The organism is Shouchella rhizosphaerae, assembly GCF_036700015.1.
GTDB lineage: Bacteria > Bacillota > Bacilli > Bacillales > Bacillaceae_D > Shouchella > Shouchella rhizosphaerae.
Map to the genome: position 1 here is coordinate 3,213,263 of NZ_CP144921.1, position 21,837 is coordinate 3,235,099.

19 protein-coding genes are annotated in these 21,837 nt (G+C 45.1%); 16 read left to right on the plus strand and 3 right to left on the minus strand.

The window, feature by feature from the left end:
* Nucleotides 1-229 precede the first annotated feature (229 nt).
* The 9 genes from treP (at nucleotide 230) to V5G21_RS15850 (ending at nucleotide 11,540) form a co-directional block, all read left to right on the plus strand.
* Entirely contained in the window at nucleotides 230-1,663 is a 1,434-nt protein-coding gene (gene treP / locus V5G21_RS15810; RefSeq protein WP_063609414.1) for a PTS system trehalose-specific EIIBC component, read from the plus strand.
* Nucleotides 1,664-1,766: 103 nt separating this feature from the next.
* A complete protein-coding gene (treC, locus tag V5G21_RS15815) occupies nucleotides 1,767-3,437 on the plus strand; it encodes an alpha,alpha-phosphotrehalase (RefSeq protein WP_011246115.1) in 1,671 nt (556 codons plus the stop codon).
* A 9-nt stretch (nucleotides 3,438-3,446) separates the two neighbouring features.
* A complete protein-coding gene (gene treR, locus V5G21_RS15820; RefSeq protein ID WP_011246116.1) occupies nucleotides 3,447-4,160 on the plus strand; it encodes a trehalose operon repressor in 714 nt (237 codons plus the stop codon).
* A 114-nt stretch (nucleotides 4,161-4,274) separates the two neighbouring features.
* Complete coding sequence (locus V5G21_RS15825) at nucleotides 4,275-4,760, plus strand: glutathione peroxidase (protein WP_011246117.1); 486 nt, start codon at nucleotides 4,275-4,277, stop codon at nucleotides 4,758-4,760.
* A 52-nt stretch (nucleotides 4,761-4,812) separates the two neighbouring features.
* Entirely contained in the window at nucleotides 4,813-5,904 is a 1,092-nt protein-coding gene (locus V5G21_RS15830) for a nitric oxide synthase oxygenase (RefSeq protein WP_035206026.1), read from the plus strand.
* A gap of 12 nt (nucleotides 5,905-5,916) precedes the next feature.
* Entirely contained in the window at nucleotides 5,917-7,800 is a 1,884-nt protein-coding gene (locus V5G21_RS15835; protein ID WP_035206025.1) for an ABC-F family ATP-binding cassette domain-containing protein, read from the plus strand.
* Nucleotides 7,801-7,957: 157 nt separating this feature from the next.
* Nucleotides 7,958-8,722 carry a DeoR/GlpR family DNA-binding transcription regulator gene (locus V5G21_RS15840; RefSeq protein ID WP_011246120.1) on the plus strand — a complete coding sequence of 255 codons (765 nt, stop codon included), beginning with the start codon at nucleotides 7,958-7,960 and terminating at the stop codon, nucleotides 8,720-8,722.
* Nucleotides 8,719-9,639, plus strand: a complete 921-nt coding sequence (gene pfkB / locus V5G21_RS15845; RefSeq protein WP_035206023.1) for a 1-phosphofructokinase — start codon at nucleotides 8,719-8,721, stop codon at nucleotides 9,637-9,639. The genes V5G21_RS15840 and pfkB overlap by 4 nt, the downstream gene beginning before the upstream one ends.
* 8 nt (nucleotides 9,640-9,647) lie before the next feature.
* Nucleotides 9,648-11,540 carry a PTS fructose transporter subunit IIABC gene (locus tag V5G21_RS15850; RefSeq protein WP_035206022.1) on the plus strand — a complete coding sequence of 631 codons (1,893 nt, stop codon included), beginning with the start codon at nucleotides 9,648-9,650 and terminating at the stop codon, nucleotides 11,538-11,540.
* 105 nt (nucleotides 11,541-11,645) lie between these two features.
* Here the strand turns inward: V5G21_RS15850 and mreBH are convergent, their stop codons facing one another.
* Entirely contained in the window at nucleotides 11,646-12,653 is a 1,008-nt protein-coding gene (gene mreBH / locus V5G21_RS15855; RefSeq protein WP_011246123.1) for a rod-share determining protein MreBH, read from the minus strand.
* 625 nt (nucleotides 12,654-13,278) lie between these two features.
* Here mreBH and V5G21_RS15860 point away from each other — a divergent pair.
* The 3 genes from V5G21_RS15860 (at nucleotide 13,279) to V5G21_RS15870 (ending at nucleotide 15,491) form a co-directional block, all read left to right on the plus strand.
* Nucleotides 13,279-14,646, plus strand: coding sequence for a sodium-dependent transporter (locus V5G21_RS15860; protein WP_011246124.1), 1,368 nt, complete (start codon nucleotides 13,279-13,281; stop codon nucleotides 14,644-14,646).
* 39 nt (nucleotides 14,647-14,685) lie between these two features.
* Nucleotides 14,686-15,006, plus strand: coding sequence for a hypothetical protein (locus V5G21_RS15865; protein ID WP_011246125.1), 321 nt, complete (start codon nucleotides 14,686-14,688; stop codon nucleotides 15,004-15,006).
* Between the two features lie 188 nt (nucleotides 15,007-15,194).
* The gene (locus tag V5G21_RS15870) at nucleotides 15,195-15,491 is read left to right on the plus strand and encodes an AbrB/MazE/SpoVT family DNA-binding domain-containing protein (protein WP_011246126.1); all 297 of its coding nucleotides are present in this window, start codon (nucleotides 15,195-15,197) and stop codon (nucleotides 15,489-15,491) included.
* Nucleotides 15,492-15,667: 176 nt separating this feature from the next.
* On the opposite strand, the gene V5G21_RS15875 is transcribed toward V5G21_RS15870, so the two are convergent.
* Both V5G21_RS15875 and V5G21_RS15880 read right to left on the minus strand, forming a co-directional pair.
* Entirely contained in the window at nucleotides 15,668-15,919 is a 252-nt protein-coding gene (locus V5G21_RS15875; protein ID WP_011246127.1) for a hypothetical protein, read from the minus strand.
* A 176-nt stretch (nucleotides 15,920-16,095) separates the two neighbouring features.
* A complete protein-coding gene (locus V5G21_RS15880; RefSeq protein WP_011246128.1) occupies nucleotides 16,096-16,236 on the minus strand; it encodes a hypothetical protein in 141 nt (46 codons plus the stop codon).
* A 68-nt stretch (nucleotides 16,237-16,304) separates the two neighbouring features.
* On the opposite strand from V5G21_RS15880, the gene V5G21_RS15885 reads away from it, so the two are divergent.
* The 4 genes from V5G21_RS15885 to V5G21_RS15900 all read left to right on the plus strand — a co-directional run bounded on the left by V5G21_RS15885 (nucleotide 16,305) and on the right by V5G21_RS15900 (nucleotide 21,552).
* Nucleotides 16,305-16,904 carry a viroplasmin family protein gene (locus V5G21_RS15885; protein ID WP_011246129.1) on the plus strand — a complete coding sequence of 200 codons (600 nt, stop codon included), beginning with the start codon at nucleotides 16,305-16,307 and terminating at the stop codon, nucleotides 16,902-16,904.
* Between the two features lie 76 nt (nucleotides 16,905-16,980).
* The gene (locus tag V5G21_RS15890) at nucleotides 16,981-18,342 is read left to right on the plus strand and encodes an aldehyde dehydrogenase (RefSeq protein WP_035206020.1); all 1,362 of its coding nucleotides are present in this window, start codon (nucleotides 16,981-16,983) and stop codon (nucleotides 18,340-18,342) included.
* 12 nt (nucleotides 18,343-18,354) lie between these two features.
* Nucleotides 18,355-19,659: a lysine N(6)-hydroxylase/L-ornithine N(5)-oxygenase family protein gene (locus V5G21_RS15895; RefSeq protein ID WP_051881282.1), complete on the plus strand. Its 1,305-nt coding sequence runs from the start codon at nucleotides 18,355-18,357 to the stop codon at nucleotides 19,657-19,659.
* A gap of 426 nt (nucleotides 19,660-20,085) precedes the next feature.
* Nucleotides 20,086-21,552 (plus strand): catalase, encoded by a 1,467-nt coding sequence (locus V5G21_RS15900; RefSeq protein ID WP_095237208.1) that lies wholly within the window; start codon nucleotides 20,086-20,088, stop codon nucleotides 21,550-21,552.
* Nucleotides 21,553-21,837 lie beyond the last annotated feature (285 nt).

Here is a 21,837-nt window from a genome sequence, read left to right on the forward strand (position 1 = left end):
TATTGAGGCAAAACCGAATAGGATCTGTTTTTTTAACTTCTTAGAAGTAAAATAAAGCACTATTGCTCAAAATAGGGAGAGGAATTAGCTCAAGACCAAGTTGAACCCATTGACGTATTTGTATATACAGGTTATTATTGAAGCGTTATCATCCATATTTGTATATACAAATTCCGAGGATACATGGAAAATGAGCGTTTTGAAAACGCTGACAGAGGAGGAGCAACAGATGGCAATTAACTACCGTGAAACAGCGGAACAGATTCTTGCCGCTATAGGTGGCGAGGAAAATATTTCTTCGGCAACGCATTGCGTAACACGGCTTCGGCTTGTGCTTAACGATGAAAACGAAGTGGATACAAGCGGTTTAGAGGCAATTGAAGCAGTAAAAGGAACGTTTACTGCGAGCGGCCAATTCCAGATTATTCTTGGCAATGGCATTGTAGATAAAGTATATAAGGAATTGATGGCTCTCACAGGGCGCGAGGAGCAAAGCAAAGACGAGGTGAAAGCGGAAGCCGCTAAAAAAGGGAGCCCTTTGCAACGGGCAATTAAAGTGCTAGCGGATGTCTTTATCCCGATTTTGCCGGCAATTGTCACAGCCGGTTTGTTAATGGGCATCAACAACATTTTAACGGGAAATGACATTTTTTACACAGGGGCGTCCATTATTGACGTTCACCCACAGTGGGCTGATTTTGCTGACATTATCCACGTTATCGCTAATACAGCGTTCACGTTTTTGCCAGCACTGATTGGGTGGTCTGCAGTCAAACGTTTTGGCGGCAACCCATTGCTTGGAATTGTGATGGGGCTAATCCTAGTCCATCCTGCTTTGTTAAACGCCTGGGATTATGGCGCTGCCCGTGAGGCGGGGGAAATCCCAACTTGGAATTTATTTGGTCTTGAAATCAATAAACTTGGCTATCAAGGGCAAGTGCTTCCTGTATTTGTGGCATCGATCATTTTAGCCAAGTTGGAACTATTCTTGCGCAAACGGATACCAGACGCGTTCCATTTACTGACGGTTGCTCCGTTAGCATTGCTCATCACAAGTTTTATTACATTTATTGCAGTAGGCCCGCTTACATTTGCAATTGGGAATTGGATTGCCGATGGTTTTATTTGGCTGTTTGCGACACTGCCTTGGATTGCAGGTTTCTTATACGGAATTATTTATGGCCCCCTTGTCATTACGGGGATGCACCATACATTCCTTGCTGTCGATTTGCAACTCGTTGGTTCAGGCAACGGCACGTTCTTGTGGCCAATTTTGGCGCTGTCTAATATTGCCCAAGGTTCAGCTGCGTTTGCGATGTATTTTCTCGTCAAAAATGCCAATTTAAAAGGGCTAGCGGGGACATCAGGTTTATCAGCTTGGCTCGGCATTACAGAACCAGCCCTTTTCGGTGTCAACTTGCGCTTCCGCTTCCCGTTTTATGCGGCAATTGTAAGCGCGGGAATCGCCGGTATGTTTATTACCATGCAAAACGTCATCGCCAATTCGATCGGCGTAGGGGGCGTGCCTGGCTTCGTATCGATTCGTCCAACAGACTGGATCCCATTCTTTATTGGCATGGCGATCGTGATTGTATTGCCATTCCTCATTACGTTGTTATACGGCAGGCTCCGTCAGCCAAAAAGTTTGCAAGAAGATCATTAAAGACATTCTCAAGGAACTGCTAAGCAGTTCCTTTTTTGAACTTGTATATACAAGTGTGCTAAACTGGTGGTAAATAGAGACAGAGAAAGGTGGATAAACACAAATGGAATGGTGGAGAACAAGTACGGTTTATCAAATTTACCCTAAAAGCTTTAACGATACGACTGGAAATGGCATTGGCGATTTGCAAGGGATCATTGAAAAGCTAGACTATTTAAAAGAACTAGGCATCGACGTCATTTGGTTAACGCCGATTTATGCTTCCCCGCAAAATGACAATGGCTATGACATTTCCGATTATTATGCGATCCACGAAGACTATGGGACGATGGCCGACTTTGAAGAACTCCTTAATGAAACCCATAAACGGGGAATGAAGCTAATTATGGACTTGGTTGTCAACCATACGTCGACTGAACATCAATGGTTTAAAAATGCGAAGCTAAGCAAACAAGCGAAGTACCGTGATTTTTATATTTGGAAAGAAGGCAAAGAAGGAGGTGCACCAACAAATTGGCAATCGAAGTTTGGCGGTTCTGCGTGGGAATACAATGAAGCAACGGATGATTACTACTTGCATTTGTTTGATGTCACGCAAGCAGACTTAAACTGGGAAAATGAACAACTGCGCAAGCATGTCTACGAGATGATGCATTTTTGGTTTAATAAAGGCATTGATGGCTTCCGTCTTGATGTCATTAACTTAATATCGAAAGACCAACGCTTCCCTGACGATGATGGTTCAGTTGCGCCAGGGGACGGCCGCAAATTTTACACAGATGGCCCCCGTGTCCATGAATACTTGCAGGAAATGAACCGAGAAGTATTAGCCAAGTATGATAGCTTAACCGTTGGCGAAATGTCTTCAACGACGATTGAAGACTGTATACGCTATTCCAATCCAAAACAGCGTGAACTATCAATGACGTTTAATTTCCACCATTTAAAAGTGGATTATCCAAATGGAGAAAAATGGGCTGTCGCTGATTTTGATTTTAAAGCGCTAAAACAGATTTTATCGGAATGGCAAGTCCGTATGCATGAAGGCGGGGGATGGAATGCGTTGTTTTGGTGCAACCACGACCAGCCGCGGGTTGTTAGCCGTTATGGCGATGAGGACGAATACCATAACCAATCAGCGAAGATGTTGGCTGCGACCATCCATTTCATGCAAGGGACGCCCTATGTGTATCAGGGTGAAGAGTTCGGCATGACAAACCCGAATTTCACAAGCATCGACGATTACCGCGACGTAGAGTCATTGAATGTGTACGCTCGCTTAAAAGAAGAGGGTGTGCCTGAAGAACATATTCTCGCGATCCTTAAACAGAAATCCCGGGACAACTCTCGGACGCCGGTCCAATGGGATTCAAGCGAGCAAGCTGGATTTACAACGGGCACGCCATGGATAAAGGTGAGCAGCAATTACAAGGAGATCAATGCCAAAAAAGCGCTCAGTGACCCGAATTCGATTTTTTATTTCTATCAAAAGCTCATTGCGCTGCGGAAAAAGCTGCCAATTGTGACAACAGGTGATTACCGCTTGCTCGTGCCTGAACATGACCATGTATTTGCATACGTGCGCACGGATGGTACGGAAAAACTCCTTGTCGTTTCAAATTTTTACCCTGTAAATTGCGATTTTGAATGCCCAGAAGATCTGGTATCATTAAAAGCGACACAGTTAATAAGCAACTACAACCAAAAACGAAAACTGGAAAAAACATTTTCGCTCAAGCCTTATGAAACGGTAGCATTCCAGTTGAAGGAGTAAGAGAAGCACGTGAAAAACAAGTTTCAATCGATTTATCAAGCGCTCATACAAGCAATCAATAGCGGTGTTTATGCTCCTGGCGAAACGTTGCCTTCTGAAAACGAACTGACAGAGATGTTCCAAGCATCGAGGGAAACGATTCGCAAAGCACTGAAAATGTTATCAGAACACGGGTATATTCAAAAGATACAAGGCAGAGGTTCTGTTGTGCTTGATGTCGCACGCCTCGATTTCCCGGTTTCAGGGGTTGCAAGCTTCCAAGAACTAAATGAAAAGCTTGGTTTGCAAGCTAAGACGGATGTCGTCTGCTTTACAGCTGTTAAAGCAGATAAAACAATCGCAAAAAAGTTGGAAATTGAAACAGGTGAGCAAGTTTGGCAAGTGGAGCGAATCCGCTTAATTGATGGGGAACGAATTATATTGGATAAGGACACGTTTGTTTCCAGTCTTGTCCCTGGTTTAACGAAAGACATTTGTGCGGGCAGCATTTATGCCTACATTGAGAAGCAACTAGGCCTTGCTATCAGCTTTGCCAAAAAGGAAATTGTCGTTGAAGCGGCGACTGAGGAAGACCAGGCCATGCTTGACCTCGATGAAAGTGGCCGTGTAGTTGTTGTCAGAAGCTATACGTATTTAGACAATGCTGTGCCTTTCCAGTACACAGAGTCACGCCATCGTGCGGACCGCTTCCGATTTGTTGATTTTGCCAGACGCAACCCTTAAATCGATGGCAGTTTTCATAGTGGGGACGATTTAGCTGCTGCTCGACCGGTGAAACAAATCGGTTTTAATTGGTGCCAAACCGCAGTATACTTAAAGTGAAAGGAGCGAACCCGTTTGTCTGTGTACGATTTTTCGGTTAAAACGAGTAACGGCCAAGACGTTTCATTATCAGCTTACAAAGGCAATGTTTTGCTCATTGTCAATACCGCAACTAAATGCGGCTTTGCTTCACAGTTTGCAGGGCTTGAAAAGCTGTACAATGACTATAAGGAAAAAGGCTTTTATGTGCTCGGCTTTCCAAGCAACCAATTTTTAAACCAGGAGCCGGTTGCCGATGAAGACATGGAACAGGTGTGTAAAATCAATTTCGGCGTTACGTTCCCACTGTTTGCAAAAACAGATGTGAAAGGCAAACATGCCAACCCGTTGTTCAATTATTTGAAAGCGGCCAAAAAGGGAATGTTGAGCGAAGAGATTAAATGGAACTTCACGAAATTTCTCGTCAACCGAAAAGGCGAAGTCATTAAGCGTTATGCGCCTGCTACAAAACCGGAAACGATTGAAGCAGATGTCATCGAAGAACTGAAGGCCGATGCATAGAAAAGGCTGTGCAGCATAGGACGCTGCACAGTTTTTTTAGGAGGATGGCAATATGGCAAATCGTTTGGAAGATGAGGCTGTTGAGTTTCTTTCCCTTTTTTACGAGGAGCGTTGCTTAGACGGCAAAGAAGCGCGGATTCGCGACGTTTGCGAAGCGATCCGTACAGACGGCACATACGAGCATACGGCTGAGGAGCTTGCATTTGGGGCGAGGCTCGCTTGGCGCAACAGCAATCGTTGCATTGGCCGCTTATTTTGGGAACGGCTTACCGTTATTGATGAACGGGAAGCACGTACAGAAGAAGCGGTCGCACAAGCGCTTTTTAGGCATATTGAATATGCGACAAACGGCGGGAAAATTATTCCGACGATTACGGTGTTTAAACAAGGGGCTTCAATCCGCATTTGGAATGCGCAACTTGTCCGTTATGCAGGCTATCGCGGTGATGGCCGCATTATTGGCGATCCTGCTTCCCTTGAATTAACGGACATTTGCAAGCAGCTTGGCTGGGTTGGTGCAGGGGGCGATTTTGATGTGCTACCCCTTGTCATATCGGTGGGTGCACGTCCCCCTCAGCTATTCCCTATCCCCGAGCATCTGATTAAAGAAGTGGCCCTTGTCCATCCTGATAACGAAGCATTTGCAAGGCTGAACCTTAAATGGTACGCAGTGCCGTTTATATCAAATATGCGCCTAGAAATTGGCGGCATTTCTTATTACGCAGCGCCGTTTAACGGTTGGTATATGGGCACGGAAATCGGCGCCCGCAATTTAGCCGATGATTTCCGCTATAACCGCTTGCCAGAAGTGGCTGCCGTGCTCGGAATCAGCATGGAGCGTGAAGCATCCCTATGGCGCGATCAAGCGCTTGTTGAATTAAACCGTGCTGTTCTCTATTCGTATCAGGAACAAGGCGTAAGCATAGTCGATCACCATACTGCCGCAAAACAGTTTCAACGTTTTATTGGCAATGAAACAGAAGCAGGGCGCGGCGTGACAGGCGACTGGACGTGGCTAATCCCGCCGATGTCCCCAGCGCAGACGGATATTTTTCACCAGTCGTTTGATAATCGCATCGTTTCGCCGAATTACTTCCAAGAAAAGCCACCCTATTGTAGGAAAGGGATAATAGAAGAACATTAAAGGAAGATGCACATGAGTTTACTTCGAGCAGAAGGGCTAACAAAGTCTTTTGGCGACAAGATTTGTTTTGAATCGATTCACTTTAGTTTAGAAAAAGGCGACAGAATTGGCTTGCTTGGCGTTAATGGCACAGGCAAATCGACGTTGTTAAAAGGGCTCGCCGGAGTCGAAGGGTTTGATGGGGGCGCTTTGTTTCATGCCAATGATTTTACGCTAGAATACTTGCCGCAACAGCTCGACATGCCAGAAAATGAAACAGCCATTCGCTATATTTACAAGAGCGAATCGACGTTGATGCGAACGGTAGCGAGCTATGAAAAGGCGCTTCAAAACTTAGAGGCACACCCACACGATAACAAGAGCCAAACTGAGCTTCTGAAATGGCAAGAGGAAATGGACCGCGTTGGCGCTTGGGAAGCGGCTACACAGGCGAAAACCATTCTTAGCAAACTTGGGGTTTCGGCCCTTTCGGCGAAGCTTGGCACGTTGTCAGGTGGCCAGAAAAAACGTGTTGCCTTGGCGCGGGCACTCATTCAGCCAGCTGATTTGCTATTACTCGACGAGCCGACGAACCATCTTGACCATGCAACGGTTGAATGGTTGGAAGAACATTTAAAACAATATCCTGGTGCATTGATCGTGATCACTCACGACCGCTACTTTTTAAACCGCGTCGCCAATACCATTTTTGAGTTATCAGAGGGAGCGCTATACCGGTATGTTGGCAACTTTGAGACCTATTTAGAAGAAAAAGCGGAACGCAAAGCGCAAGCAGAGCAAGCGGAGGATAAGCGCAAAAATTTGCTTAGGCGGGAGCTTGCCTGGCTAAAGCGAGGAGCGAAGGCGAGAACGACGAAGCAAAAGGCACGGATTCAACGGGTAGAAGCACTGAATGCCCAAACTGGCCCAAATGCCAATAGGCAGCTGGATATGCCAATTGGCCATAAACGTCTTGGCAAACAAGTGATTGAGCTTCGCCAAGTTAGCAAATCGTACCAAGGAAAGATGCTTTTTTCCGACTTGTCTTTCTTAATGGGGAAAAATGAACGGCTTGGCATTATTGGCGAAAATGGCAGCGGAAAAACAACGTTGCTGAATATGATGGCAGGGAGGACTGTTCCCGACAGCGGGACGGTTGATGTGGGCGAAACAGTGCGGATCGGCTATTACCGCCAAGAAGATGCAGAGCTTGACGGCGATTTGCGCGTGGTTGAATACATTAAGGAAGTTGCTGAAGTGGTTTACACCACAAAAGGGGATGCTATTTATGCCGAGCAAATGCTTGAACGTTTTCTGTTTCCACGGTCGCAACAATGGACCTATATTCGCCGTTTGTCAGGCGGTGAAAAAAGACGTTTGTATTTGCTGCGCGTGCTAATGGGCGAACCGAATGTGTTGTTCCTCGACGAACCAACAAATGACCTAGATGTCGAAACACTTGCTGTACTAGAAGACTATTTAGACACATTCCCTGGCGCGGTTGTTGTGGTTAGCCATGATCGCTATTTCCTTGACCGTGTTGTTGACCGAATGCTGATTTTCGAAGGCAATCGCTTGTTGCGCTATGACGGCGATTACAGTGATTATATGACGGGCAGAAACGACATCACTGATAAACAGCCACAGCACGAACAAGTGCCAACGCCACAGCCGAAAAAAGAACAAAAAAAGTTATCATATAATGAGCAACGCGAATGGGAGCAAATTGATGGCCATATAGCAGCGCTTGAAGAAAGACAGCAGATCCTTGAGCAGGCGATTGCCGACGCAGGCAGTGATTATGGGCGAATTGCTGATTTGCTAAAAGAAAAAGAAATGCTGGACAGTGAGTTGGAGGCCGCTCTTAATCGCTGGGCAGAACTGGCCGAAAAAATAGAAGCATTACAGTCGAAATAGATCATACGAACGAGCAAAAACACAGGATCTTGTCAGGATTGCTGTGTTTTTTGCTTGCCGTTTGCCCGGTGCAACAAAAAGCTTACTTTTGGGTGAAAATGATTGAATTTGAATGTTTTTGGTTGTATACTAAGCAAAGAGAGCTGAGGTGTGCGAAATGCTGACATTGGAAAGGCAAGAAAAAATCCTCGCCCTTCTCGCAAAGAACGAAGTGGTGAAAATTCAAGAATTAATTGTAGAAACTGGTGCTTCTGAGTCTACGATACGACGAGACTTGACGGAGCTTGAGCAGAGAAATAAATTAAAGCGCATTCATGGCGGTGCTACGTTATTGAAAAAAATGCGAGATGAGCCAACAATCGCGCAAAAAACGCTCAAAAACCGTCAGGAAAAAATAAAAATTGCCAAGCAGGCTGCTGAACTCGTACAAGATGGAGATTGCCTGTTTTTAGATGCAGGAACAACTACTTATGAAATGATCCCCTTTTTGAAAGGCAAACAGATTGTAGTTGTGACAAATGGATTAACAAATATTGCCCATTTGCTTGAAGCCGAAATTGACACACATGTGCTTGGCGGGTATGCAAAAAAAGGCACACACGCTTTTGTTGGCCGAAACGCGTTGGAGGCGATTGATGCCTTTCGCTTTGACTTTGTGTTTCTTGGCACAAATGGCATTACCCCTAGTGATGGGTATACAACTCCTGATCTTGAAGAAGCCTATATAAAAGTACAAGCGCTAAAACGAGGGCGGCAAACATATGTGTTAGCAGACCATACAAAATTTGGCGACGTTTCGTTTTCAAAAATTGCCGATGTGGAGCGTGCCGCCATCATCACAAGCTCTTATACACGTGAAGAACAACCAGAGCTGTTTTCACAACTTGCAGCTAAGACGACAATCAAGGTGGTAGAACAATGATTTACACAGTGACGTTAAATCCGGCAATGGATTACTTTGTCGCGCTCGATTCAATAAATAAGGGAGGTGTAAACCGGGCAGCCCATGACTACAAAGCACCCGGCGGCAAAGGCATTAATGTCTCCCGTGTGCTAAAGCGGATCGGCCATCCGAGCACCGCGCTTGGCTTCATTGGCGGTTTTACAGGCGAATACATTAAAGCCAATGTAGAGGCAGACGGTGTCCACACGTCTTTTATTGAAATAAGCGGCGACACTCGTATCAACATTAAGCTAAAAGCGGATGTGGAAACAGAAGTCAATGGCGTTTCTCCGGCGATTGCAGCAAATGATGTAGCAGCACTTGAAGAGCAGTTGACACAACTGAAAGCAAACGATGTGGCCGTTTTCGCAGGCAGCGTCCCTCCAAGCCTTGAGACAAATGTATATGCGAAATGGAGCAAGTTGCTTAAAGACCGCGGTGTTTCTGTCTTTATAGATACAAGCGGAAAACCGCTAGAAGAAGCCGTTGCTGCACAGCCAGACTTCATTAAGCCTAACCAACATGAATTGGCTGAGTTTGCAGGCGAAGCGATCGATTCTCTCGAAGCGGCTGTTCCCCATGCTAAGGCGCTTGTGGCGAAAGGAATCGGCCATGTCTTTGTTACATTTGCTGGGGACGGTGCGTTGCTTGCTACAGAGCAATCGATTTTGTTGGCAACGACGCCAAGAGGTACTGTCAAAAACTCCGTCGGTGCAGGGGATTCCGTTGTAGCAGGGTTTATCGGCGCCACGGCGGAAGGGATGTCCCTTCCCGAAGCTTTCCGTTTTGCTGTTGCTTCAGGAAGCGCTACAGCCTTTTCAACAGGCTTTGCTGAACGGACGACGATCGAAGCACTCATGGACGAGGTAGCGGTCACTATTTATAGAGAGGGGTAAACAAAGGAATGAAAATTTCTGATTTGCTCAAGAAAGAAACAATGATTCTCGACTTGGCGTCAACGACGAAAGAAGCGGTTATTGATGAATTAATCGCCAAGCTTGGGGAAGCAGGGCGATTAAACGATGCAGAAGCGTACAAAAAAGCGATTTTGGCAAGGGAAGCGCAAAGCACGACCGGCCTTGGCGACGGCATTGCGATTCCACATGCTAAAACGGCAGCTGTCAAAACGCCAGCGATTGCGTTTGGCCGCTCGAAAGCAGGGATTGATTACGACGCATTGGACGGACAGCCAAGCCATCTATTTTTCATGATTGCTGCCTCTGAAGGGGCAAACAATGAACATTTAGCAACGTTAGCAAAGCTGTCAACTTATTTAATGGACGACGATTTTCGAAAAGGCTTGCTCAACGCAGCTTCATTGGATGACATTCTGGCATTGATTGATGAAAAGCAAGCAATGGAAGACAAAGAAGCGGAGCCAGAGGAACAAACCGAAAGCGCTTCCGAAGATTCTGGCAAATTCATTCTCGCTGTGACTGGCTGTCCAACTGGGATTGCCCATACGTTTATGGCTGCCGATGCGATCAAGAAAGAAGCGACTGACCGCGGCTATAAAGTAAAGGTAGAGACAAACGGGTCTGGAGGCGTGAAAAACCGTTTAACAGCAGCGGAAATTGACGAAGCTGACGGCATCATTGTTGCTGCTGATACAAAAGTAGAAATGGACCGTTTTAGCGGCAAACGCGTGGTCATTGCTCCAGTGGCAGATGGCGTCCGTAAGCCAGCAGAGTTAATTGATCGTTCCCTTTCAGGAAAAGAACCTGTTTACCAAGGCAGTGGCGGCAAAGGCGAAAACGAGCAAAGCGAAGAGAAAAAATCAGGCGGCGCTGCTATTTACAAGCATTTAATGAATGGCGTTTCCAATATGCTTCCATTTGTCATTGGCGGCGGAATTTTGATTGCCTTAAGCTTTGTATTTGAGACAGCTTTTGGCGCAGATAACCCGATCCGCGAATTGTTAATGGCGATTGGTGGCGATAATGCATTTGCACTCTTTATCCCCGTTCTTGCTGCGTTTATTGCAATGAGCATAGCCGACCGGCCAGGATTTGCCCCTGGTTTAATTGGCGGGTTTATGGCCGTAAATGGCGATTCTGGATTTTTAGGCGGCTTGCTCGCTGGATTTTTAGCAGGCTACTTAGCCTTGTTTGTACGCAAATTGCTGTCTGGCATTCCTCAATCGCTTGAAGGGTTAAAAACGATCTTATTTACGCCTGTGTTAAATATTTTGTTTACAGGCACAATTATGTACTACTTAATTGCGCCCCTTGCTTGGGTGAACACAGGAATGCAAAATTGGCTAGGCGACCTCGGCACAGGGAACATGGTCATTCTAGGCACGGTTCTTGGAATCATGATGGCGATTGACATGGGCGGTCCTATTAATAAAGCAGCCTATACGTTTGGGATTGCGATGATTGATGCTGGCAACCTTGGGCCCCAGGCAGCAGTCATGGCTGCAGGAATGGTGCCTCCACTAGGGATTGCCATCGCCACAACGTTTTGGAAGCATAAATTTACGAAGCAGCAACGAGAGTCAGGGCGGACAAACTATGTCCTTGGCGCTTCTTTCATTACAGAAGGGGCGATTCCGTTTGCGGCGGCAGACCCAATCCGTGTTATTTCGGCAAGCGTTGTCGGCGCCGCTGTGGCTGGCGGTTTAACCGGATTGTTCCATATACAGCTCCCTGCGCCACATGGAGGCATTTTTACAATGTTCCTAGTCAATGAGAGCACATGGTCTTACATCGGCCTGTATGCGTTGGCTATCGCAATTGGCGCGATTGTGACTGGAATCATATATGGAATCATTAAAAAGCCAATTGAAAACAAGTAACGAAAAGCCTGTTTTGACATAACGGTCAAAACAGGCTTTTTCACTAGGAGCAAATAATAAAAAAACCCAGGCCTTAGAAAGCCTGAGCGTGGCTAAATCGTGCTTTTACAAAGTCGCTTTTTGTAGTTTATCAATAAAAGCAAGGGAACGCCCTGTACCGATAGCGACAGATTCAAGTGGGTTTGGTGCAACGTGGACAGGCACAACAATTTGGTTGGCAATCCAATCTTGCAAGCCATTTAACATGGCGCCACCGCCTGTCAACAGAACGCCTCGGTCGACAATATCGCCTGACAGTTCTGGCGGGCAATCTTCCAATGTGCTCCGCAATGCTTCAAGCAATTGCCATAACAGCTCGCTTAAAGCACCTTGGACTTCTTTTGAGTTTAATTCAATCGTTTTCGGCAAACCATTGACAAGATCCCGGCCCCGCACTTCCATTGTCCGCGTTTCATGGTCAATTGGCGCATAGCCAATGTCGATTTTAATTTGCTCGGCTGTCCGTTCGCCAATGAGGACATTGTATTGCTTGCGCACGTATGAAATAATCGCGTCATCAAATTTATCTCCGCCGACCCGGACAGAATTCGAAGAGACTACGCCGCCGTACGAAATGATGGCGACTTCCGTTGTACCGCCGCCGATGTCGACTACCACATTGGCTGTTGGCTCTTCTACAGGCAAGTCTGCACCGATCGCCGCAGCTACAGGTTCTTCAATAATATGGACTTGTTTAGCGCCACAGCTGCGCACTGCGTCAAGGATGGCTCTTCGTTCAACAGACGTTGAGCCTGTCGGCGCGCACACAACAACGGTTGGCTTGCGGACAGCCATGCCCATGTTTTTGCTCGCCTTGCGCATTATTTCTTTTAAAAGGCTAGCTGTTACGTCAAAATCGGCAATCACGCCGTCACGGAGAGGGCGCATAGCAACGATTTGGGCTGGCGTTTTGCCGACCATGTTTTTTGCTTCTATCCCAATAGCGAGAACATCACGTGTTTCCGTATTTAAAGCGACAACAGATGGTTCATTTAAAATGATTCCTTTTTCTTTTGAGTAAACAAGAATATTGGCAGTTCCTAAATCAATGCCAATTTGTGAAGATGACCACATAATTTCCACCACGTTTCTTCCAGATTTCCTATGCTAACGTTTAGTTTATCAAGGACACGGTTTGCGAGAAAGGGGAAAAGGTTGGAAAATTGTTGTGGATTGATGTCGAAAGATGAGACGAATCACCTATTTTGTTACACAAATGTAAAGAGGCGCCTGAACAAGAATGAATGTTGATGTTAAACCTAAGACTATGAACTTAGAAAGCGCTTGTTCAGCCGTAGTGTAATTGGAGTAAGTTGCCAATAAAACATGAGCGTCCTCAGGCTGATAGCCGAGGAAAGGTGCCAATAGAACGAGGGTTCATGAGTAGATGAGTGAGTGAGACAAACGACAAATATGCGAGCGTTTGTATACAGGTTGAAGCGCCTGGGAAAGGGCGCTTCAGTAGTGGGGGAAGGGTTGTTTGCTTTTAGAAAACAACGAAGGGGGTTTTTCATTGTTTTCCTGTATAGTTTCTATACCCGTTTAAAAGCGTAATAAACATAAAAGCAACAAAAAATGAACCATTTTTCTGGATACTTTGTTAGCCAAAAGTCGGTAAGTTTTCAGAACAGGGCAGGCTTGTTTCTTAAAGCTTCCTTTGGTACGATAAAAAAATCGTGTGTAATAAAGGAGCAACAACATGGCAACTTCACAACAATGGTCTTCAAAATTAGGTTTTTTATATGCAACGGCTGGCAGCGCAATTGGCCTCGGCGCTATATGGAAGTTTCCTTACATTGCAGGCACAAGCGGTGGAGGCGCTTTTTTTGTGCTTTTCCTCGCATTTACTTTGCTGATAGGTGTTCCTTTACTTATCGGTGAATACGTGCTTGGTCGCCATTCAGGCCGAGACGCGATTTCAACCTATAACATGCTGGCGCCCCGTTCGGTCTGGAGTGTGACAGGCTGGCTTGGCGTCGTCACTTGTTTTTTGATCCTGTCTTTTTACAGCGTCGTCGGGGGCTGGTCGCTGATTTATTTAGGTTCCTCCTTATTTGGCCAGCTAGGCGGCCTTGATGTAGGCGGGTACCAAGCTAAATTTACGGGATTGATCGCAAATCCTTATTTGGCTGTCGGGGCACAGGCGTTGTTTTTAGGATTGACGGCTGCCGTTGTGCAAAAAGGGGTCCAGAAAGGGATTGAACGAGCAAGCAAATGGATGATTCCCGCTTTGTTTGTCCTTTTAGTGCTATTGTCGATTTATTCACTCACACTTGATGGAGCTAAGGAAGGACTGGCCTTTCTGTTCAAGCCAAATTGGGAAAGCCTTTCAAGCGAAGTAGTTTTGTTCGCCCTTGGCCAATCCTTTTTTGCTTTATCGATTGGCGTTTCGGTGATGGTGACTTTCAGTTCATATGCGTCAAAAAAGCAAGATTTGCCTGTATCTGCTGCTACATTAGGGGTAATGAATATTTTTGTCGCAATGCTGGCAGGAATCGTTATATTCCCCGGTGTGTTCACTTTCGGTCTAGAACCAAGCGAAGGGCCGACGCTTATTTTTGCAGCCGTGCCAGCGATTTTTTCGCAAATGCCATTTGGCGATATCGTGGTTGTCCTCTTTTTCATGCTTTTCTTCTTCGCTGCTCTTAGCACCGCTTTTTCACTGTTAGAAATTGTCGTCGCTGCCTTTATGAGAGGGGATGGAGACAAACGGGCAAAAGGAAGCTGGCTAATCGCTTTGTTTGTGTTGCTGATGGGCATTCCTTCTGCATTGTCATTTGGCGTGATCGGGGATGTGCACCTATTTGGTATGCCCTTTTTCGACTTGGTGGATTTTCTTGCATCCAACATATTGATGCCGATTGGTTCGTTGCTCATATGCATCTTTTTGCTTGTTAAAGTAAAACGACAAACACTCGCAGCAGAATTCCAAATGGGCAGCGTCCTTGGCAAAAAAGCTTTTACATTATGGTATACGATTATGACCGGTATCGTTCCTGTAGCAATTGCCGTTGTCTTGATTGACCAATTTTTTGGATTTAATCTATTTGCTCTCCTATTTTCTTGAAATATGTTATAATAGCAAAAAGCAAGAGGGGGCATCATTGTGAATAAGGACGAATTGCATGTTTATCTTGAGAAAAAGTTGAGCGATGCAAAAGTGCAATTTGAACGTACGATTGATTGCAAACACACTGAATTCGATGACCTGTACCCATATATGACCGAACAGCCCCAATTTTTTTGGTATAAGCGCTACGTCGCTTGGCAAGAGCTCCTTACTCTTGTTCAAGTCGCAAAAGACTTCGACTTTAACTGGCATAAGCTGTTTTCAAAAAAGCAATCCAGGTATGTGGAAGCACAAGTGCTTGATGCGAAAGTATTGGATAACTGGTATGAAGAAAAGACGGCAGATTCCATGCCTTAAACCAATCGCCCCTGGCCTTATGGCCAGGGGTTTTTCGTAATGCTTACCGCTTAGTTTATTTCCGTTAAATTCCATAAAATACAGCAAAAAGCACCGATTCGAGTAAATTAGTGGAGCGGTTATGGAACGAAGCGCCCTGACATGGTTTAATAGGAATGTGAATCGTTTGAATATAAGGAGGATGCTGAATGAAAGCGACGGGCATTGTCCGTAAAGTGGACCAGCTAGGGCGAATTGTCGTGCCAAAAGAATTGCGGAAAACCATGGGAATTGATATTGGCAGCCCATTGGAAATCTATGTAGAAGATGACCGTGTGATTGTCAGGAAGTACGAGCCTTCCATCAAAACATGCATGGTAACAGGTGAATCTTCAGAAGAACATTTGGAGCTTGCAAACGGAAATGTTGTGCTGAGCCAGGAAGCGGCCAAACAGTTATTGGACGAGTTAAAGCAAAAAGAGAGCCGTTTTGTCGGGAACGCTTAAACGGACAGCTTAGACAGGTAGAAGCCGTTTGTCAGACGGTGAAACGAGTGAGAGCGATTAGCACATAGGCTCGTAGGCAATGGTATTCTTTGTTGGAATACATGCAAACGACAAACTATTCGAGTATTGTTTACAGACTGAAAGGACATAGGTTGCTGCCTATGCCCTTTTTCTTATTATAAAAACGAAATGGTGGCGTGTTCTTGGTTGTAAATTTCTTTAATGTCTTCCCCGATATCTTCTTCCAATTCTTCTCTCGATGGAATGCTGCTATAATTTTGTACAATTGAGAACGTATCGAGGCATAGCAATAAATACGGGTAGCGTTCTGGTGGGTCAACGATAAGCACAAATAACTTGTCCGAAGATGTACAAATGAAGTCACCTGCTTTGTCAGCGGTCCGTTTCCGTTCAATATGGATGTCCAAGTTTCGCTCACCTCTTTATCCAAAATCATCGCCAGGTTGATCCAAATTTATACATCGTCGTCGTGGTAGCGCGCTTTCGTTGAAACGGAAAATCAAGTATGCTAAATGCAGGTGAGAGACAAACGTTCCTAATTAGGCCGCTTTTGGCCTTACGGGTATGCTAACTAGCTTTAACATTACCGTTGTTTCGGTTTTTTGCTCGTTGATTTGTTTGTTCCGTTGTCAATAAGTTCACTTGCAACTTCTTCATTAAACATGGATTCAGTTGGTGTCTGGTTATTGGTCAAGGTTTTTTTTGCTTGTTTATTTCGTTTCAAGTTGCCTCACCTCCATCCATACGTTTTCCATGGCAGTCCGAAACTATACGATCCAAGGAGGTTAAAAAATGGCAAAGCAAAAATATTACGTTGTTTGGAAAGGAAGAAAACAAGGGATTTTCCGGTCATGGGCTGACTGTGAAGCCCAAGTGAAAGGGTACCCTCAGGCAAGGTTTAAATCATTCCCTACGCTTGCAGAAGCAGAGGCTGCTTTCCAAGGCAAAAGCATGGCCTCTTCAGTGAGGCCAAAAGACAAAGCGCAAAAATCACCTGTTTGGGACAGCGTTAGCGTTGATGTTGGTAGCCAAGGGAATCCTGGAAAAGTTGAATACAAAGGGGTTGACACCAAGACAGGGGAGATTTTATTTGAAAAGACGCCCATTAACATGGGCACGAATAATATGGGCGAGTTTTTAGCGATTGTCCATGGCCTCGCCTATGTACAAGGAACGGACAAGCCTGTCTACTCTGATTCTGCGACTGCAATTGGTTGGGTAAAAAAGAAAAAAGCCAATTCTACATTAAGCCGGACAAAAGAAACGGAAGAAATTTGGTCGCTTGTGGAACGGGCGGAGAAATGGCTGCGCGAAAACCCTAACCATAATCCAGTGTTAAAATGGGAAACGGATGTGTGGGGAGAAATAAAAGCCGATTATGGCCGAAAGTGATCGTCGTTAAAAAGGGGAATTTAAGGGTATAGATATAAAAAATCGGTTTGTTTTGAAAAGGAGTGCTTGAGCTGTTATGTACGAGACATTGCTAGCCGTTCAGAAAGAGCATGTGTTTACTGGCGCTACAAAAGCCGTTGCTTACCGAAAACAACAGCTCCAAAAGTTAAAAACGATGCTGCAAACGTATGAAAAAGAGCTGCTTTCGGCGTTACGAGCGGATTTGAATAAACAAGAGCCTGAAGCTAGGATGGTTGAAATGGCTTTTCTACACCAAGAGATCGATTTGGCGTTGGAGTCAATCGATGAATGGGTCAAGCCAATGAAAGTGAAAACGCCTACCAGCCATACCGGTTCAAAAAGCTGGGTGGCAACAGAACCATACGGTAGCGTCTTAATCATTTCCCCTTGGAATTATCCGATTCAACTCACATTTGCACCTTTAATTGGTGCCCTTGCTGCTGGCAATGCCGCAGTGCTCAAGCCTTCTGAGTTGACGCCGCGGACTTCAAGCATAATGGCTGCCGCTGTCCGGGCCACATTTCCGAAAGAGCTCGTGACCGTGGTAGAAGGAGACGCGAAAACAGCAGAGACGCTACTCAATCTTCCATTTGACTCTATTTTCTTTACTGGAAGTGCCGCTGTCGGAAAAATCGTGTTAGAAAAAGCAGCTAAACATATGACGCCATGTACGCTTGAATTAGGTGGGAAAAGCCCAGTGATTGTGGATGGCGAAGCAAAATTGAAATTGGCGGCCAAACGGATTGCTTGGGGAAAATTTTTAAATGCTGGGCAAACATGCATCGCTCCCGATTATGCTCTTGTCGATGAAGACGTGTACGAACCGTTTCTCGAGCAGCTAAAAACGCAAACATATACGCTTTTTTCGGACAAGACAAAAGAAGGAACCTATACGCAAATTGTGAACGACAAACACTTTGAGCGCCTGCGCCGCTATTTAGATAATGGTCATATTGCCCTTGGCGGTCAAATTTCACCACAGGCGCGTTTAATCTCTCCAACAATCTTAACCAATGTTCCTTGGGATGCGCCGATCATGCAGGAGGAAATCTTTGGGCCCATCTTGCCTGTGTTCCGATACAAAACGCCTGCCGAAGCAATTCAAAAAGTCCGCTCATTGCCGAATCCACTTGCACTCTATGTATTTTCTGAAAACGAGCGTGTACAACGGCTATTTACGGAGCAGCTTTCGTTTGGCGGTGGCTGCATTAACGACACACTTATGCATGCAGCAAACCCGTACCTTCCTTTCGGCGGCAAAGGAGCGAGTGGCATTGGTGCTTACCATGGCTATGAAAGCTTTCGCACTTTTTCCCATCAAAAGAGCTTGTTAAAGCAATCGACAACATTTGATGTGCCATTTCGTTACAAACAAGGGAAAATCGCAAATACATTTATTCGTAATATATGCAAATAGGAGTGGATCGAAATGGAGGATATGTTTGACGTTGTTGGTGTAGGGATTGGTCCTTATAATTTAGGGCTGGCAGCCATGATAGCAGAAAGCACCGATATCAAAGCAGCCTTTTTTGATGAAAATGATGTCTTTTTGTGGCATCCTGGCATGCTGCTTGATGGAACCGACCTTCAGGTTCCTTTTTTAGCGGATTTAATAACGTTGGCTAATCCGCAGAGCCGCTACACCTTTTTAAATTATGCTCATGCGGAAAAAAGGCTGATGTCCTTTTATTTTTTCAACCGCTTTGACATTCCAAGAATGGAGTACAATGCCTATTGTCAATGGGTGGCAGGGCAACTAAGCAACTGCCATTTTGGCACAAAGGTGTTGGAGGTTCAGTATGAAGCGGAGAAAGAAGCATATCGAGTCGTGCTATTAGCGGCTGGAATAGAAAAAACGGTTTATGCAACCCATATCGTTGTTGGTACTGGTAGTGTGCCGCTCCTTCCAGGCAGCTTAGAAAAAGCATGCAACGAAGACATCATCCATTCAAGCGACTATCGCTTTTATGAAAAAGACATAAAGGAAGCACGGTCGGTAACGGTAATCGGTTCAGGGCAGAGCGCTGCTGAAATTTTTTACTCCCTTTTACAGAACCAACCGAATCACCATTACACCCTTAACTGGTTTACAAGATCGCCAGGCTTTTTCCAACTAGAAGAATCAAAGATTGGGCAAGAGCTTTTTTCGCCAGATTTTGTTTCTTATTTTCATGAACTTCCCTATGAAACAAGGAAGGACACCCTTTCACTGCTCGGGCATTTGCGCAATGGCGTGCAAGCTAAAACACTCCACAACATTTATGACCTATTGTACCACCGCAGCATTGCCAAAAAAGCTTCTCCTGCTTTAATACGCGCCAATATGGAAGTGACAACGATTGAGAAAAAGGGACCGCGGAGCTATCAAGTGATCGGAGAACAAACACAACAAAGGCAGACGTTTGCCTACCAGACAGAAAAAGTCATTTTAGCAACAGGCTATAAGCCGAATGTCCCCCGCTGGTTGGAAGCAATGCAGACTGAGCTGGAAATGGAAGGCGAAAGCGAGTTTAAACTAACACGTAATGCAGAACTCCTTTTTAAAGATGCGCGCAAAAACCGGATGTTTTCCTTAATGAATGTCGAACATGCGTTAGGGACAAGTGCCACCAATCTCGCTTTATCGGTTGAACGGAACGCACGGATTGTAAATGAACTATGTGGCAATGAGGTATTCCAAGTAAGCCCAGGATCTGTTTTTCAACAATTCGGCAATGAAGAGGACGGAAGCTGACCGGGGCAGCTTCCGTTTTTTATTGTGATGACAACCTTATCTCCGTTTTAAGACTTAGCAATCATTTGTGCATGCGCCTCATTCTTATCCTTCTCATAAATAGTTTTAAAACCCATCATATTATTTGTCCAAACAGAATAAAATGGTTTCTCAAGTAAGAAGCGCTAATTGTGAAAGGACGGCTCTTGTACTAGCTCGTAGTGACTGCTTCGTAAGCACCGGAGCAAAGAATGGAAACAACGTACGTTTGCAATTTGTATAGATTCGTTCTTAAAAATTATTATAAATAACATTGACTTTCAACCTCAATCCACGTACACTATATTTAACGATAATGATTCCAATTAAGGAATAAGTTTAGTTGTATCGTTCATTTGCCAACGATGACATATTGGTAAAGCTTAATGATCAAAAGGGGGATTACATATGCGACGATTAACAGATAATCAAGGACATCCAATTTACGACAATCAAAACTCGCGTACAGCTGGCCAACATGGCCCAACTTTGTTAGAAGACTACCATTTGGTGGAAAAACTCGCCCATTTTGACCGTGAACGGATTCCCGAACGGGTTGTCCATGCGCGGGGGGCTGGTGCCCATGGCGTATTTAAAGTAAAAAACAATATGAAGCGTTATACAAAAGCAAACTTTCTTTCTGAAGATGGGAAAGAAACGCCTGTTTTCGTCCGCTTCTCAACAGTCATACACGGTGGTACCTCTCCAGAGACGCTTCGCGATCCACGGGGATTTTCTGTTAAGTTTTATACAGAAGAAGGAAACTATGATTTTGTCGGCAACAACTTGCCTGTTTTTTTCATTCGTGACGCGATTAAATTTCCGGATGTGATCCATTCTTTAAAGCCAGATCCACGTACGAATATCCAAAGCCCTGACCGGTATTGGGATTTTATGAGCTTAACGCCAGAATCAACAAACATGCTTACCCATCTATTTACGGACGAAGGCATTCCTGCTTCTTACCGGGAAATGCGGGGTTCAAGCGTCCATGCGTTCAAGTGGATCAATGAACACGGAAATATGGTTTATGTCAAGCTGAACTGGGTTCCGAAAATGGGCATCCGTAACTTGTCAATGGAAGAAGCCGCCAATATACAAGCTCATGACTTTAACCATGCAACGAGAGACTTATACGAAGCGATTGAACGTGGCGATTATCCAGAGTGGGATTTATATGTACAAATCCTTGATCCAGCCGATCTAGACAATTTCGATTTTCATCCGCTTGATGCAACGAAAGATTGGCTTGAGGAAGACATTCCTTCTCAATTAGTAGGGACGATGACGCTGAACCGCAACCCTGAGAATGTCTTTGCCGAAACGGAACAAGTTGGCTTTAACCCTGGAAATCTTGTCCCTGGCTTTGAGCCATCGGAAGACAAAATGCTTCAAGGGCGCATCTTCTCGTATTCGGATACACAACGATACCGTGTCGGTGCAAACTACTTGGATCTCCCAATTAACTGCCCATTTGCGCAAAAGGCAAACAATACTAGAGATGGGGCAATGCCAATCGGCCAACAAACAAACCGGATCAATTATGAACCGAACCGTTATCAAGATACGCCAAAAGAAGCGGAAGGCTATGAAGACTACCGTGCGCCTATTAATGGCACTATAGGACGAATTGCGATTGAAAAGAAAAACAACTTTGGCCAAGCAGGCAAAATTTATCGAAACTATCCAAAAAATGTCCAAGATGCGCTTATTAAAAACATTGCAAATGATTTAAAACAAGTTGCTCCAGAAACAGCGCTCCGAGCCATTTGCAACTTTTACCGTGCTGATGAAGACTACGGACAACGCCTTGCGGATGCCATTGGAATGGACATCTCTGAATATGTGAAACATGGATCAGAGAACAACTCCTAACTCGAACAACCAGCGTGACTGTTTAGTCCGCTGGTTTTTTTATAATTATTCGCATAGCCATCCCTTTCGTCTCATAAAGTAGCAATAACGAAAGGAGTTGGTACGTGTGAGACGTTGGACGAGCTATTCAAATCAGGAAAAGAGTTTATTGTTGCTCGGGGTGGCAACGCTATTCGCCATGGTCAGCAGCTTTTTCTTTGCCATCTAACGTGCAAAAAGCAGCCAATAGTGGTAGTATTTAAATTGTTACGGTAGACGAAATAATTTGACGACAGGAGGCTGTAT

Excerpts from the sequence above, each read along its gene's own strand:
- V5G21_RS15840 (WP_011246120.1), top strand. The coding sequence starts at position 7,958 with ATGCTGACATTGGAAAGGCAAGAAAAAATCCTCGCCCTTCTCGCAAAG.
- V5G21_RS15895 (WP_051881282.1), top strand. The coding sequence starts at position 18,355 with ATGGAGGATATGTTTGACGTTGTTGGTGTAGGGATTGGTCCTTATAAT.
- V5G21_RS15870 (WP_011246126.1), top strand. The coding sequence starts at position 15,195 with ATGAAAGCGACGGGCATTGTCCGTAAAGTGGACCAGCTAGGGCGAATT.
- V5G21_RS15830 (WP_035206026.1), top strand. The coding sequence starts at position 4,813 with ATGGCAAATCGTTTGGAAGATGAGGCTGTTGAGTTTCTTTCCCTTTTT.
- V5G21_RS15900 (WP_095237208.1), top strand. The coding sequence starts at position 20,086 with ATGCGACGATTAACAGATAATCAAGGACATCCAATTTACGACAATCAA.
- treC (WP_011246115.1), top strand. The coding sequence starts at position 1,767 with ATGGAATGGTGGAGAACAAGTACGGTTTATCAAATTTACCCTAAAAGC.
- pfkB (WP_035206023.1), top strand. The coding sequence starts at position 8,719 with ATGATTTACACAGTGACGTTAAATCCGGCAATGGATTACTTTGTCGCG.
- V5G21_RS15850 (WP_035206022.1), top strand. The coding sequence starts at position 9,648 with ATGAAAATTTCTGATTTGCTCAAGAAAGAAACAATGATTCTCGACTTG.
- V5G21_RS15835 (WP_035206025.1), top strand. The coding sequence starts at position 5,917 with ATGAGTTTACTTCGAGCAGAAGGGCTAACAAAGTCTTTTGGCGACAAG.
- treP (WP_063609414.1), top strand. The coding sequence starts at position 230 with ATGGCAATTAACTACCGTGAAACAGCGGAACAGATTCTTGCCGCTATA.
- mreBH (WP_011246123.1), bottom strand. The coding sequence starts at position 12,653 with ATGTGGTCATCTTCACAAATTGGCATTGATTTAGGAACTGCCAATATT.
- V5G21_RS15890 (WP_035206020.1), top strand. The coding sequence starts at position 16,981 with ATGTACGAGACATTGCTAGCCGTTCAGAAAGAGCATGTGTTTACTGGC.
- V5G21_RS15885 (WP_011246129.1), top strand. The coding sequence starts at position 16,305 with ATGGCAAAGCAAAAATATTACGTTGTTTGGAAAGGAAGAAAACAAGGG.
- V5G21_RS15860 (WP_011246124.1), top strand. The coding sequence starts at position 13,279 with ATGGCAACTTCACAACAATGGTCTTCAAAATTAGGTTTTTTATATGCA.